Source organism: Gracilibacillus ureilyticus (genome assembly GCF_900111195.1).
Classification (GTDB): domain Bacteria; phylum Bacillota; class Bacilli; order Bacillales; family Amphibacillaceae; genus Gracilibacillus; species Gracilibacillus ureilyticus.
In genome coordinates this window covers 400543-415618 of sequence record NZ_FOGL01000001.1, presented here as the reverse complement: position 1 = coordinate 415618, position 15076 = coordinate 400543, and the positions used below count along the sequence as shown (strand labels likewise).

Genomic DNA, 15076 nt, shown 5'->3' with positions numbered 1-15076 from the left:
GATAAAATGAAAAAGGCGGGCAACAACAGATTAATGATTATATCTGTTGTTTTTCCCGCCTTTTATTAGTTGTCTTTTTTTGTCCCTGTGTAATATAAACCCACCGATAAATACCAGTCCGCCAATAAATAATGCTAATCCGATAATAAATTGGACGACAATATGGAAGAATATTGCAGTCAATTCCCCGAAAAAGGCATCTCTCATTAATTTAATACCATAAGTAGCCAATACAGCTGGTAGTACTAATAACAAAAGAGCAATTAATCTCATATGATAACTCCGTTCTATAGTAATGATGCAAATAATGGCATATATTCAAAATTTAGGATTTATATATAAGCCACAATACAAATGATAGTATGAGTATAGCACAGGAACTTTGATTTTCGCAAAGTAAGTTCTAGCTTGCTAATTTTTGCATAAAATTATATCATAAAGACATGCAAAAAAATGCAGGGTGTGGTGAAATTGTCTGCAAAAAACAAACAAATAATAACTAATTTTAATGAAAAATTTATAAATAACTTTCCGTTTGGGCTGCTTATTTTGGATGATAGAAAACAGATAGTACATGCCAATAATTATGCAGTTTCATGCTTAGCGGCAGATGAAAACGGCACACTGGAAGGGAAATTCTTAGCTGAGTTTTTCTCTGAAAATATGGTAGATGAAGTATGGCAAAAAAGGGAAGTGCTGAACCGGATAGAGAAGCTAAGAGCAAACGGGCAGGATGTCTTTTGTACATACAGCCCAATATTGGATGATAAAGGATTAACCATAAGTACGATGGTAACTTTCCAAGAATATGACTTATTTATAGAAAATGTGCAGGAACAAACTGGTCATTATCCTCTAACAGAGGTGATCCCATTAATCGTGGAATACTCACCTGATGCGGTCTCGTTTGTTTTCTCCAATCAAGAGGAAACATACTTTAATAACAAATGGGAACAGCTGGTAAAACGCCTTTGTGACGAAGGTGACGATAGTATACTTAGTGAATTGGATAATGTTTTAGCTCAAATTGTAGAGGAAACAATTAAACAGCGACGCAAAATAATTAAAGTTGTTACCATAGGGAATGACTTGGAAATCGAAGTAACTTCCAAACCAGTCATTATTAGCGGTAAACTATATGGATGTTTTCAGATGATTAAAGATTTTAAAGAGTTAAACAAATACAGAAGAAAATATAACATGGCAACATCTGTTATAAGAAATTTGGAGAAAACCTATTTGTTTGATGATATTATTGGAGATTCTTTTGAGTTAACAATGGCAAAAAAACAAGCGAAATTTTATGCAAATATGAATGTCCCCATTTTTCTAAGGGGTGAACAAGGAACTGGTAAAGAATTAATTGCCAGAACCCTTCACTTTGATAGTAACAGAAAAGAGTATCCATTTAAGCTTCTAAGAGCGGCGGAATGGGATGAGGAAAGTTTAAAAAACTTTATTTTTGCTGAAAACGGGATTCTCAAAGAAGTGAAAAAAGGTACGCTTTTTATTGATGAATGTACTTTGGTGCCTGCAAATCTTCTTGATAGAATGGCAGAAGAAATGGCGGAGTACAATAGTCCGGAATCATTCCAATTAATTGTTTCAACGAGTATGTTAAATGAGGAACTGCCAAGAAGTCTGTTTTATGAATGGATAAGCCGATACCAGCTTGAACTCCCGCCACTACGGAATCGGAAGCAGGATATTTTACCGCTGGCCCACCAATTTATGAATCAAAATAATATGAAGTATAAGACACAACTCGAGGAAGTTAGTGAAGATGTAGTCGATTTATTTGAACAGTATGACTGGTCTAAAAATATAAGCGAATTAGAAAATGTTATGGAACATGCAGCAACAAAAGCAAGTACAGCACAAACTGTATTAAACAAAGAATTATTGCCAGATTATTTTCTTAATATTATGGAGAGAAAAACACCTGCATATACAGAAGGTATGGAACTGCAGCTTGCAATAGATTTGTTTGAGAAAAACTATATTGAAAATACGTTGATTGGAAATAATTATAATAAAACAAAAACGGCTAAACAATTAGGGATATCTATAAGAAATCTCTACTATAAAATGGATAAATATAATATTGATCGAGGTGGCACATGAGTAATAAACAAATTTTCCGTATTTTAGTCATAAATCCGCTGGTCCATTCAACGAAAATAGCGATTTATGAAAATGACCGGAACATTTTCGAACAGAATATCCAGCTCAATGATCAAAAATCTGATATTTATGACCAGATTGAATGCAGAAAGAATGCCATCGTTGATACGATAATTGATTTAGGTTTGAATTTGTCCTCTTTAGATGCTGTCTGCGGTAGAGGTGGGTTACTGAGACCGATAAGCGGAGGGACTTACCTTATTAATGAGAAAATGATCCTGGATCTGCAAAATGAGGTGAATGGCAAACATGTATCCAATCTCGGAGCAATATTAGCGTATCAAATTGCCAATAATCTAAATATCCATTCATTTATTGTCGATCCCGTTGTTGTTGATGAGATGTCCCCAATTGCGAAATCAACTGGACTACCTGAGATTAAGAGGAAAAGTATCTTTCATGCATTAAATCAGAAATTTACAGCAATGGAACTAGCAAAGCAGTTGAATAAAACATATGAAGAAATCAACGTGATTTCAGCACATATAGATGGTGGAGTGACAGTTGGAGCACACCGCCGGGGCGAAGTGATTGACGTCAATAACGGGTTTGATGGGGAAGGCCCTTTTTCGTTCGAACGCTCGGGAAGTCTGCCGAATAATGAACTGATTAACCTTAGTAGTCACGCATCTATGTCTGAGCATCAATTGAAACAAAAACTGATCCATCATAGCGGATTAAAAGCATATTTAGATGTGAAGAAAATGGATGAAGTGAAAACACTTGTGCGGCAAAAAGATAAAAAAGCTATGGAAGTAATTGAAGTGATGGCATATCAGATAGCAAAGGAAATCGGTAAAATGGCTGCAGTACTAGAAGGTAATGTTGACGGAATTATCTTAACAGGCAATTTAGCAGAAATCAGCTTTCTTAATGAACATATTATCAGAAGAGTCAGCTGGATTGCAGATGTATACACCTTCCCTGGAGAAAGTACGCTTTTAGCATTAGCAAGAGGGACTTTAAGGGTCTTACAAGGGAGAGAGCAGGCAAAGGAATATGAGATTGTTTAGAAGGATTGGTGATATAAATGGCGATAGAGTATGATGTAGTGATCCTTGGTGGTGGCACTGGCGGGTATGTTGCTGCAGTCAGAGCGGCCCAAAATGGTTTAAAGACAGCGATCGTAGAAAAAGAGAAATTAGGTGGTACCTGTCTGCATAAAGGGTGTATTCCGACAAAAGCTCTGTTAAAAAGTTCAGAAGTATATAAAACTATTCGCAATGCTGAGTATTTTGGAATTGATGTAGAGGAACCGGTATTTAATTTGGAAAAAGTTATGGAACGAAAAGAGAAAATTGTGGACAATTTATTTAAGGGTGTAAAAGGGTTAGTTTCAAGTGCAGATATTGATATATATGATGGGTTTGGACGTATTCTTGGCCCATCCATATTCTCGCCAATGGCAGGATCAATATCCGTTGAATATGATGATGGACGGGAAAATACCTTATTGGTACCCAAAAATGTCATTCTGGCAACAGGTTCTTCACCCAGAATGCTTCCTGGAATACCTGTTGACGGAGAGTATGTCATAACATCCGACAATGCTTTAAATATGAAAAAATTGCCGTCATCTATCATTATTGTTGGTGCTGGCGTAATTGGGATAGAATGGGCGTCTTTTTATCGAAGTGTTGGAGTGGAAGTCACATTAATCGAAGCTGGCGAGCAGATCTTACCTGGTTTTGACCAGGATATTGCAAAAGAGATGAGCAAATACCTAACCCGTAATGGTGTCAAATTACATACAAACACATCTATTAATTCGGAAAGCTTCCTGATAGATAACGGAATTAAAGTAACTGCTTTCGATGATAGTACATTCAATGCCGACCAGCTGTTAGTTGCCATTGGACGAAAAGCAAATATTAGCAATATAGGGATTGAGAATACCGATATTCAAATTACAAATGATTTTATTCATGTGAACCAATATTGCCAATCAAAAGAATCACATATATATGCTATCGGTGATGTAAATGGAGGAAAGCAATTAGCACATGCAGCTACTTATGAAGCAAATGTCGCTGTATCGCATATAACGGGGAATAGCCCATCATTACTGAATGAGACAGACATCCCGTCATGTGTTTATGGTGAAATGGAAATTGCGTCGGTAGGTTTAACAGAAGAAGAAGCAAGAAACCAATTTGGACAGGTAAAAATAAACAGGACCTCTATGAAAGCAATTGGGAAAGCGCATGTTAATGGCAGCACGGATGGATTTGCAAAGATCATTATTGATGAAAAAACGGATGATATCATCGGTTTTCATTTGATTGGAAAAGGTGTCACTGAGTTAATCGGACAAGTCAGTTTAGCCAAATATTTTGATGGCTCCGGATTGGAGTTATCTGAGTCAATTAATCCACATCCATCTTTATCTGAGGTTATTAGTGAAGCTGCATTAGCAGCTGAGGGGAGGAAAATACATGGATAAAGTAATATTAAGCAATGAAGAGCAATTAGAAATGTATGAGGAAATGTTACTTGCAAGAAGAATTGATGAAAGAATGTGGCTGTTAAACCGTTCAGGCAATATTCCATTTGTCGTATCATGTCAAGGCCAGGAAGTGATGCAGGTGGCAGCTTCTGCAGCGCTTGACAAAAATGCGGATTATATCTTGCCATATTACAGGGACTTAGGTGTAGTATTACACTTTGGAATGACCGTTAAAGAAGTTTTCCTGCAAGCCTACGCAAAAGCGGAAGACCCTAATTCGGGCGGAAGACAGATGCCAGGTCACTTTGGTCAGAAAAAAAACAGAATAGTCACAGGTTCTTCACCAGTTACTACACAAGTTCCTCATGCTGCTGGAATTGCTTTAGCTGCAAAGATGGAAGGTAAGTCCTTAGTATCATTTGTAACGATGGGGGAAGGATCAACCAATCAGGGGGACTTTCATGAAGGGTTAAATTTTGCCGGTGTGCATAAGTTACCAGCGATATTTATGGTGGAGAACAATAAATACGCCATCTCTGTACCCCTTCATAAACAGGTTGCTTGTGAAAATATAGCAGATCGTGCAATTGGATATGGAATCCACGGAGTTAAAGTAGACGGAAATGACGCTCATGCAGTATATCAAGCAGTAAAAGAAGCTAGGGAACGCGCATTAAACGGGGATGGACCGACACTGATTGAAGCAGTATCCTATCGACTGACGCCACATTCAAGTGACGATGATGACATGACCTACCGTACGAAAGAAGAAGTTGATCAGCAAAAATCAATTGATGGTTTATTACAATATAGAGATAAATTAATCAGTGATGGCATACTTACACAGGAAAAAGAAAAAGAGATGGAAGAGAAAATAAAGCAAGTTATAAATGAAGCAACTGAATATGCAGAAAAAGCTCCAAGCGCAGATCCGGGCACTTTAGGTGATTATGTATATGGTAAGGAGGGACAATAATGGCAGTTTTAAATTACATTCAGGCCATCACTCAGGCTTTAAAAGAAGAGATGGAACGTGACGGGAAAGTATTTGTTTTAGGAGAGGATGTTGGCCCAAGAGGCGGAGTCTTCCGGGCAACTGATGGATTGTATGAGCAATTTGGTGAAGCTCGTGTACTTGATACCCCATTAGCGGAATCAGCAATTGCCGGTGTAGGAATAGGTGCAGCAATGTACGGAATGAGACCAGTTGCAGAAATGCAGTTTGCTGATTTTATTATGCCCGCAGTGAACCAGATTATATCTGAAGCAGCCAAAATCCGGTACAGATCAAATAATGACTGGAGTTGTCCTATTACCATTAGAGCACCATATGGCGGAGGAGTTCACGGCGGTCTTTATCATTCACAATCAATTGAAGCGATCTTTGCCAATCAACCAGGCTTGAAGGTTGTTATGCCATCAAGTCCATATGATGTGAAAGGATTATTGAAATCATCCATCCGTGATGAAGACCCTGTCCTGTTTCTGGAACATAAAAGAGCGTACCGACTTTTAAAAGAAGAAGTTCCAGAAGAAGATTATACTATTCCAATAGGGAAAGCAAGTGTGAAACGGGAAGGTAATGATGTAACTGTAATTACTTACGGTCTGTGTGTTCATTTTGCAAAACAAGCTGCAGAAAAACTGGAACAGGAAGGTATCAGTACAGAAATTCTTGATCTCAGGACAGTTTATCCGTTAGATCAGGAAGCAATTATACAAGCAGCTTCAAAAACCGGAAAAGTACTACTTATAACAGAAGATAATAAAGAAGGCAGCATTATTGGTGAAGTTGCTGCAATCATTAGTGAACATTGTTTATTTGATCTTGATGCACCTATTAAACGGCTTGCAGCACCTGATGTGCCTGCAATGCCATTTGCTTCACCATTAGAGAAAGCATTTATGATGAATGCAGATAAGATTGAAGGAGCAATAAGGGAACTTGCAGAATTCTAATGTAAAGGAGCGGAAAAATATTGGGATTACAACGGATTAATATGCCTCAATTAGGAGAGAGTGTCACAGAAGGTACCATCAGTACCTGGCTTGTTAAAGAGGGTGATACTATTGACAAATATGATGCCATTGCGGAAGTAATGACAGATAAAGTAAATGCCGAGGTGCCCTCTTCCTATTCAGGTGTGATAAAAGAGCTGATTGCTAAAGAGGGGGAAACAATAGAAGTTGGACAACTGATGTGCTACATAGAAATAGAAGGAGCAGAGGAACCGGTTTCAGGCGATTCAGATCAATCAAACGAAACTTCCAAAGAAAAATCTGCCGAGAAGAATCAGCAATCAATGAAAAACAGATACTCTCCTGCTGTCATGCGTATTGCACAAGAGAATGATGTAGATTTATCACAGCTTACTGGTTCGGGAAAAGGTGGGCGTATTACAAGAAAAGATGTTGAAAAGGCAGTAGAAGAGAAAAACTTTGAGCCTGATGATGTAGTAGATACTGTTGTAGAAACTCCAACAGAAGCTGAACAGCCGGAATTGGAAGAATTTACTCCTCCTATTATTAGAAGAAAGCCTGTAAAAGTAAATCCAGGTGACAGGGAAATTCCGGTCACAGGTCTGCGAAAAACAATAGCCCAGAATATGGTACGTTCCAAAACGGAAATTCCGCATGCTTGGATGATGATAGAAGTAGATGTGACAAACCTGGTTGCATACCGTAATGCAGAAAAAGTTAAGTTTAAAGAAAATGAAGGATATAATTTATCTTATTTTGCATTCTTTTTAAATGCCGTAGCTAAAGCCTTAAAGAAATACCCGGAACTCAACAGCTGTTGGGCAGGGGACAAGATTATTCAGCGGAAAGATATCAATTTATCTATCGCTGTTGCGCATGGACATGAATTGTATGTACCAGTGATCAAAAATGTAGATGAAAAAAGTATAAAAGGAATTGCAAAAGAAATCCATCAACTTTCCAGAAAAGCACGTACAGGCAATCTAACGAAAGATGACATGGAAGGTGGCACATTTACAGTAAATAATACTGGCTCATTTGGTTCGGTAGAGTCAATGGGGGTAATTAATTATCCACAATCCGCAATTCTTCAAGTTGAATCCATTGTAAAAAGACCTGTCATCATTGATAACATGTTTGCAGCACGTGATATGGTGAATTTATGTTTATCACTTGATCACAGGGTTTTAGATGGGGTTATCTGTGGTGCTTTTATGTCACACGTTAAAGCAATATTGGAAAATATTTCGAGTGACACAACACCAATTTACTAAATAGTTAAAATAGTATTCCATTTTAGGAATGAATTTCGTATACTTAAGGAAGAAGAGAAACCCGTGTTTTTCACATAGGGTTTCTTTTCAATTTCCTACGCTCCTGATATTATTTCATTGATATGGTGTGATTAAATTGCAGGATAAATTAAAAATTGCATATGATTCGCTAATGATCGCGCTGGTTGTTATTACAATCCTTACCTTATGGACTGAAAATGAAGTGAATTCTGCAATAAACTGGATTGTCTGGCTAATTTTCTTTATTGATTTTGTCATTCGGTTTATAGTTGTGGAAAGTAAGTGGAGTTTTATTAAAAAAAATCCTTTTCTCTTAATTGCAATCATACCATTTGACCAGTTCTTTCAGTTAGCAAGAATTGTCAGGATTATTTATTTATTCAGAATTAAAACAATTACTAAATATTACGTCGAACCATACTTGAAAAAAATGAACACAATGACAAAATTTATTCTGAGTATCCTTGTCCCGATTCTTCTGCTAATAGAATCTGTTGGAGTCTGGCTAATGGATAATAAATTTTATCAATGGCCAGATGCATTTATGGTTGTTTTTAAGCATTTATTTATGTTTGCTAACAGTCTAGAATCAGTAGAACATTTCCCGACAATTATTTGCTTAACGATTACTTCTATTTTAGGTGTAATTATTCAAGGTCTGGCACTACAATGGGCTTTAAATAAATTTGAAACAATTTATAGAGATTTTAAATCCGCTTATTAGTTATTCTACAGGAGGTTGCTATGCTACTTATTGAACTATTTGTTTTTATCGGAACGGTTGCTTTTGCCATATCCGGGTCTTTACTTGCCATTCAAAAAAGATTGGACATATTTGGTGTGATACTGGTAGGGTTGACGACAGCATTGGCTGGTGGCGTTATCAGAGATCTGATGATTGGGAAAATTCCACCAACAAACCTGGCGGAACCCCAATATTTTTTAGTTAGCCTGCTAGCTAGTTTAGCTACCATTCTATTTTATGAACAGATGAGAAAGTTTAAACACAGCATCTCTTTTTTCGATGCAATCGGATTAGGAGTATTTACTGCGGTGGGGGCAAATGCTGCACTATCTTTTGATTATTCCCAACCATTCCTGATCATTGCGATGGGATTAGTTACAGGAATCGGCGGTGGAGTGCTTCGTGATGTGTTTTTACAGGAAATACCTCAGGTTTTTCGGAAAGAAGTTTATGGGATAGCATCAATTGCTGGCTCCATTGCATTAATATTCAGTTCGGACTTCGTACCACCAGTGATAAGCTTGTATCTATGTTTAATTATTACTTTTACCATAAGGATGCTCGCACTTAAATGGAAATGGAACATTCCTGTTGTTGATCGTAAATCTAAAATAAACAGAAGGACATTAAATTCTTAACCTGCCTTGTGTTGTTGTTTAGAAAGATAACCGCTCCAAATTACACCTATCGTTAAAATAATAGAAAGGACAATTGTAAGTAAATGATGGTTGATTTTAAATGTCTGGAGTACAAATGGTTCATGGATAATCATGTCTGCCCCAGTAAATACAAGTATGCCTGCACCTATGTACATCAAGAAACTGTATTTATTAAGTAAGACAACGATAAATTTCGCTCCATAAATCATTAACGGAATACTAATAAGCACACCTATAGCAAGAAGGGATATATTCCCCTCAGAAGCGCCGGCAATAGCAACAACATTATCCAGGCTCATCACGACATCTGCAGTAATAATTGTTAACACAGCCCGATAAACAGAATCGTGAGATGCGATGTGCTGTTGCTCTTCGTTATTTATTAACAGTTTATAACTGATCCATACTAGTAATATACCCCCAATTAAATAAATAAACGGAAACTTCAGTAAGTATACAATTCCACTGGCAAAAATAATTCGTAAAGCTATTGCCCCGCCAACCCCTATTAATATAGCTTTATTCTGAAATTTTTTTGGCAGATTTTTTGTTGCTAAAGCAATGATTAAAGCATTATCTCCAGATAAAACTATATCAATAGAGATGATTTGTAACAGCCGGAACCAGTCAAGATCAAGCGCGGACATTAATGTAAACATAATCCCCCTCCTATAAATACGAATATCGTTGGACAACCTACTTCATTGTATGCATACCTTAGTGTGTTTTATGCTTGAATCAGAAAGAGAGTAAATGCATATTTTGTCGAAATTGATTGAATAGTGTAAAAATATGTGTTCAAATTGGAAAAACTTATGTATAATAGGAGACAACATGAAAACCTATGGAAATGATCCGAATTACCTTTTCCATTTTGCATGAAGTGTGTATTATTTACAGGGATGAATTTTTTCATCCTGCATACAATCTGCTAGGTTAGTGAGCGAGGTGATGACAGTGGAACCTAAGAAACAATTAACATACATATTACTGATAACATTATTGGTAACATCTGTTTTTTTTATTTTTCTATTGCTTCGCTCTAATCAAATTATGAGTGACATGAATGCTTCAGCACAGGAACCTGAAAAGATATTGATTGTCACAACTGATAAAGTAACAGATCAGAGTTGGGGAAGTCAGGCGTATAAGGGTAAAATGAAGATAGACAATCTCTTCAATGCAGAAGTTACTCTTGAAAGTGAAGTGAATTTGGATGTTGAGCTGGAAAACATTATTCAGCAGGCGATTCAGGAGGGAACAGGGCTCATAATCGGTCATGGCAGAGAGTTCTCGGAAATTTTTTATAAATTGACAAATTTATATAAGGATACCCAATTTGTCACGATTCATGGGGATTATACCAATTCTAATTTAGCTGTCTATACTTTCGATCATCAGGAGATTGAATATGTCGCAGGTGTTGCAGCAGCTTTAAAAACAAGCTCTAACAAAATAGGAGTAATTGATGCGGTAAATAACGAACATAAGGATTGGGGTTTTTCAGAGGGAATCAATTCGATAAAACCGGAAATTGAATTGATGTATAGCGTTGTTTATAGCCGGGATGACCATGAGAAAGCATTGGAGATAGCGAGAAAGATGATTAACGATGGTGTGGATATTATCTACACGAAGGGAAACAGTTACAATCAGTCAGTAATAAACCTAGCAAAAACAGAAGGGATTTATGTTATAGGTTATTTAGAAGACCAGGCATACATGGCAGAAGATTACATGTTAACAAGTGTACTGAATGATGTGTCTCAAGTATACAAAGCAATTGTGAATGATTACTTTAGTGAAGAAGGTATTCCATCACAAAAGAATATACTGAATACGACAGATGGTGTTTATGGTTTAGCTCCTTTAGGAAACATGTTTTCAAAAGAAGAGATAGTTATTATTGAGAATAAAGAGCAAGAGATATTATCATCTGGTTAGGAGAGTTTCATGAGTAATTTTATTAAGCAGTTATCTTTACGAAATAAGCTTCTCACGATTCTTCTCATAATTTTAGTCATTTTCAGCGGCTTTTCTATTTTCCTGATTCAGTCAATCGATGAAATTAGTAAAGTAACAAATAAGATTAAGGATGATAACCTTCCTAATTTAGTTTGGTATAACCACCTGGAAAAAGAATTAAAGATTAAAAAAAATCTCGTAGAAGCTCATGTGAATTATCAGACACACGAAGAGTTTATTGAGGAATATGAGTCTATTGTTCAAACATTAGAACGGGAATCAATTGAAGAGATAACCGAATTGCCAAATAGTATAGAGCAATTAAATAATCGGGTAATGTTGCTGGACTTTATAATTACCAATAAGGTTGCAGGCTTGCTGGAGTACAGAGAAAAGGATGCAGCAGAAAGTGTATTGCAAAATGAATATCTTCCGGAAGTTAATTCGATAATCACTGAAATAGAAACAAAAAGACTTAATGAATTAAATTCGTTTGATAATAACACAAAAGCTTTTCCTGTTATCATCGAAAAATCGATTTATATTTTATTAGTATTAACATTTTTAGGGGTTATAGTATCTGTCTACTTATCATACCGGATGAGTCGTAATATGACAAAACCAATTGAAGAAATGGTAGAGAAAGTAGATAAAGTGGCTAATGGGGATTACGGGATCTTATTAAACCAGCCCAGACAAATAGAATTTCGCAGCTTAGCTATATCAATAAATCGAATGTCACAAAGTTTACAGCAATCATTCCAAAAAATTATAAGAGATAAACTGAAGCACGAACAAATTCTTAATTCACTGCCTATCGGAATTATTACATATGATAAAAATGAAAAGGAATATACTGCGAATTCCTTTGTGAATAATTTGTTAGGTATGGATATTAACAAGTTGAGCAACTCTATTTCTCTGGAAAATATAGAAACGAATCCGTTGATCCAGATGTTTTTATCGGAAGAAAACTATTTTAACAAGAAAATTTCTGTCCCTTTACAAAATGAGGAATACGTTTTTCTCGTATCGCAAACCGATCTTAAAGACAGCCATGATATGCATACTGGCAGAATTTTTTACTTTATTGATATAACCGAATCAACTTATCTGGAAAAACGAATCGTTCAATCGGAAAAATTAGCGCTTGTCGGTGAAATGGCAGCTTCATCGGCACATGAGATTAGAAATCCATTAACAGTCATTCACGGATTTTTGACTTTAATGCAAGAATCATTAAATGCCGAGGAGCTAAAAAGGTTTAATTTTACACTGATAATGAAAGAAATTGAACGGCTTTATGAAATAGTTGAGCAGATGCTGCTCATGTCCCACCAGAAGGAGCCAGAGAAGCGTCCAATAAAAGTGAGCGAAATTTTAAATGAATTAATTCCATTACTGCAGAGTACGTTTGATGCAAAGAGTATCAGATTCAGTATGAATTTAGCTGACCAGGAAGTTCTGGCAGATTCCAAACAGTTGAAGCAAGTGTTTCTCAATTTAATAAGAAACAGTCTGGAAGCAATAGGGGCGCAAGGATCTATTAAAATAGTATCATTTGTCAGGCGCAAGGAAATTATATTAAGAATTCAGGACAGCGGGCCAGGAGTGCCTGACTCAATTAAACATACACTATTTGAACCGTTCTCTACATCTAAATCCAATGGTACAGGCTTAGGCTTAAATGTTGTAAGCAATATAATAAAAAGTCATCAGGGCAGTATATCTCTGTATGAGAGTGACAGCAGCGGAACAACTTTTGAAATAGTCCTCCCAATCGTGTAGATAGCTTTGACAGGTGTAAGTTATTCTGTTTGAAAAAAGTACAGTATGTTGATAAGATGATAATTAACGAATTGATTAAAAAGGAGTAGACGGCATGGACTTTAATTTATTTATGGGAGATATTGTAGAAACTGCAAGAACTGAAATTACAGGCGCGGGTTATAGCGAATTGAAAACACCTGAAGAGGTGAAAGAAGCGTTAGAAAAGAATGGTACAACACTCGTCATGGTAAATTCCACATGTGGATGTGCCGGTGGCGTTGCAAGACCGGCAGCTGCAAGTGCTATCCATTATGATAAGCGACCTGATCAACTAGTTACAGTATTCGCAGGGCAAGACCGCGAGGCAACCGAAACGGCAAGACAATACTTTGAAGGATATCCGCCATCCTCACCTTCTTTTGCATTACTGAAAGATGGGAAAATTCTCAAAATGGTGGAAAGAAATGAAATAGAAGGACATAGCCCGGTAGAAGTTGTCAACCGATTACAGCAACTATTTGATGAATATTGTGAGGAAGTGTGATACGGGCAGCTTTTCCAATTTTTCACACGGCTGAATTAGATCAATAGTGAGACTTTGATCAGTGGGGGTCTTGCAGACGGTTAGCACCGTGATAAAATTAATTACTACATTAATAAAAAAAGGAATCGACATCTATGATGTTGATTCCTTTTCATGATTTAGATAAATGAAGATAGTCCCATTGTAAGAGCAGACAATACCATTGCAATAATCATAATATATACAATTACTTTTGTTCGTTTTTCTCGTTTTGATGCCATGTAAACAGCCTCCTTTAACAACAATACTATTATTATTTTACATGGTATTTATCAGCAGGACAAGTAAATAATAAGGAAAATATATTTCTGGAGGGACAGGTAATGGTAAATAGACAAAGAATCATCGAGCAGTTTCTTGAACTTGTAAAAATTGATTCTGTTACTCAACACGAAAGAAAGATTGCAAATCATCTTACAGGTTTTTTCAAAGAGATGGGGCTGGAGGTAATGGAGGATAAGACGGCAGAAATCACCAGCCATGAGGCAGGGAATATACTAGTTCGTTACCCGGGGAATGCTGATAAGGAAGCGATATACTTTACGAGTCATATGGATACCGTTTCGCCAGGTAATGGAATTAGTCCAATTGTTCAGAAAGACTATATTTGCTCAGATGGTACCACCATACTAGGCGCTGATGATAAAGCTGGCATTGCTGCGATTATCGAAACTATCTTACTATTAAAAGAACGGACAATTGAACATGGAGATATCTATTTTCTGATTACAAGTGGTGAGGAATCCGGTCTTGTCGGCTCCCGTTATTTTGATGAAACGTCTCTCCCGGTTAAATATGGATATGCATTAGACAGTGATGGAGAGGTCGGACAGATTATTACTGCGGCACCATCACAAGTGAAAATATATGCAACAATTTACGGGAGAGCGGCTCACGCGGGGGTTAGTCCGGAAAAGGGAATTTCCGCCATCAGTTTAACAGCCAAAGCTGTTACCAATATGCCGCTTGGGAGGATTGATGAGGAAACAACAGCAAATATTGGGAGTTTCGAGGGGAAAGGACCAACTAATGTAGTGTGTGAGCAAGTATTATTAGTCGCTGAAGCAAGGTCGTTATCTGAAAAAAAATTAGATGTGCAAGTAAAACAAATGGTGGAAGCACTGGAATCGACTGCAGCAGCGATGGGAGGGAAAGTAGACATAAAAACTGAACTCATGTATCCATCCTATCGTTTCGGGGAGGAAGATGAGGTGGTAAAAACAGCCGTTCGGGCAGTGAAAAATATGGAGACTGAACCTGTGCTTGCAACCAGCGGTGGTGGCAGTGATGCAAATCATCTGTCAGGTAAAGGCATCCCAACAGTTAATTTAGCAATTGGCTATGAGAATATCCACACAACTAGTGAAAGAATATCAATAGAACAATTAGTGAAAATCCCGCAATTAATGATGGAAATTATTAAAGAAGTAGACAGTAAATAATAAAGAA

Annotated in this window: 15 protein-coding genes; 12 read left to right on the top strand and 3 right to left on the bottom strand. The window is 36.9% G+C overall.

Annotated features, from left to right (window positions below):
• Window positions 1-30: 30 nt before the first annotated feature.
• Window positions 31-273: a DUF2627 family protein gene (locus BMW36_RS02110; protein ID WP_089738488.1), complete on the bottom strand. Its 243-nt coding sequence runs from the start codon at window positions 271-273 to the stop codon at window positions 31-33.
• Window positions 274-471: 198 nt separating this feature from the next.
• On the opposite strand from BMW36_RS02110, the gene BMW36_RS02105 reads away from it, so the two are divergent.
• The 8 genes from BMW36_RS02105 to BMW36_RS02070 all read left to right on the top strand — a co-directional run bounded on the left by BMW36_RS02105 (window position 472) and on the right by BMW36_RS02070 (window position 9288).
• A complete protein-coding gene (locus BMW36_RS02105) occupies window positions 472-2124 on the top strand; it encodes an AAA-type ATPase lid domain-containing protein (RefSeq protein WP_175480324.1) in 1653 nt (550 codons plus the stop codon).
• Entirely contained in the window at window positions 2121-3197 is a 1077-nt protein-coding gene (gene buk / locus BMW36_RS02100) for a butyrate kinase (protein WP_089738485.1), read from the top strand. Before BMW36_RS02105 ends, buk begins: the two co-directional genes overlap by 4 nt.
• A gap of 17 nt (window positions 3198-3214) precedes the next feature.
• On the top strand, window positions 3215-4627 hold the full coding sequence (gene lpdA / locus BMW36_RS02095; protein ID WP_089738483.1) for a dihydrolipoyl dehydrogenase: 1413 nt from the start codon (window positions 3215-3217) through the stop codon (window positions 4625-4627).
• The gene (locus BMW36_RS02090) at window positions 4620-5606 is read left to right on the top strand and encodes a thiamine pyrophosphate-dependent dehydrogenase E1 component subunit alpha (protein ID WP_089738482.1); all 987 of its coding nucleotides are present in this window, start codon (window positions 4620-4622) and stop codon (window positions 5604-5606) included. Before lpdA ends, BMW36_RS02090 begins: the two co-directional genes overlap by 8 nt.
• Window positions 5606-6589 (top strand): alpha-ketoacid dehydrogenase subunit beta, encoded by a 984-nt coding sequence (locus BMW36_RS02085; RefSeq protein ID WP_089738479.1) that lies wholly within the window; start codon window positions 5606-5608, stop codon window positions 6587-6589. Before BMW36_RS02090 ends, BMW36_RS02085 begins: the two co-directional genes overlap by 1 nt.
• A 20-nt stretch (window positions 6590-6609) precedes the next feature.
• A complete protein-coding gene (locus BMW36_RS02080) occupies window positions 6610-7884 on the top strand; it encodes a dihydrolipoamide acetyltransferase family protein (protein ID WP_139180276.1) in 1275 nt (424 codons plus the stop codon).
• 127 nt (window positions 7885-8011) lie between these two features.
• Window positions 8012-8629 (top strand): transporter, encoded by a 618-nt coding sequence (locus BMW36_RS02075; protein ID WP_425431912.1) that lies wholly within the window; start codon window positions 8012-8014, stop codon window positions 8627-8629.
• 20 nt (window positions 8630-8649) lie between these two features.
• Window positions 8650-9288, top strand: coding sequence for a trimeric intracellular cation channel family protein (locus tag BMW36_RS02070; RefSeq protein WP_089738476.1), 639 nt, complete (start codon window positions 8650-8652; stop codon window positions 9286-9288).
• Here the strand turns inward: BMW36_RS02070 and BMW36_RS02065 are convergent.
• The gene (locus tag BMW36_RS02065; protein ID WP_245711553.1) at window positions 9285-9968 is read right to left on the bottom strand and encodes a TerC family protein; all 684 of its coding nucleotides are present in this window, start codon (window positions 9966-9968) and stop codon (window positions 9285-9287) included. The two genes, BMW36_RS02070 and BMW36_RS02065, sit on opposite strands and share 4 nt — an antisense overlap.
• A 298-nt stretch (window positions 9969-10266) precedes the next feature.
• Here BMW36_RS02065 and BMW36_RS02060 point away from each other — a divergent pair, with 298 nt between their 5' ends.
• The 3 genes from BMW36_RS02060 (at window position 10267) to BMW36_RS02050 (ending at window position 13588) form a co-directional block, all read left to right on the top strand.
• Window positions 10267-11253: a BMP family ABC transporter substrate-binding protein gene (locus tag BMW36_RS02060; protein ID WP_089738474.1), complete on the top strand. Its 987-nt coding sequence runs from the start codon at window positions 10267-10269 to the stop codon at window positions 11251-11253.
• A gap of 9 nt (window positions 11254-11262) precedes the next feature.
• Window positions 11263-13062 (top strand): sensor histidine kinase, encoded by a 1800-nt coding sequence (locus BMW36_RS02055; RefSeq protein WP_089738472.1) that lies wholly within the window; start codon window positions 11263-11265, stop codon window positions 13060-13062.
• A gap of 94 nt (window positions 13063-13156) precedes the next feature.
• On the top strand, window positions 13157-13588 hold the full coding sequence (locus BMW36_RS02050; RefSeq protein WP_089738470.1) for a BrxA/BrxB family bacilliredoxin: 432 nt from the start codon (window positions 13157-13159) through the stop codon (window positions 13586-13588).
• A 158-nt stretch (window positions 13589-13746) separates the two neighbouring features.
• Here the strand turns inward: BMW36_RS02050 and prli42 are convergent, their stop codons facing one another.
• Window positions 13747-13848: a stressosome-associated protein Prli42 gene (prli42, locus tag BMW36_RS20130; protein ID WP_139180275.1), complete on the bottom strand. Its 102-nt coding sequence runs from the start codon at window positions 13846-13848 to the stop codon at window positions 13747-13749.
• A gap of 102 nt (window positions 13849-13950) precedes the next feature.
• Here prli42 and BMW36_RS02045 point away from each other — a divergent pair, with 102 nt between their 5' ends.
• Window positions 13951-15069 (top strand): M20/M25/M40 family metallo-hydrolase, encoded by a 1119-nt coding sequence (locus BMW36_RS02045; RefSeq protein WP_089738468.1) that lies wholly within the window; start codon window positions 13951-13953, stop codon window positions 15067-15069.
• Window positions 15070-15076: the final 7 nt, after the last annotated feature.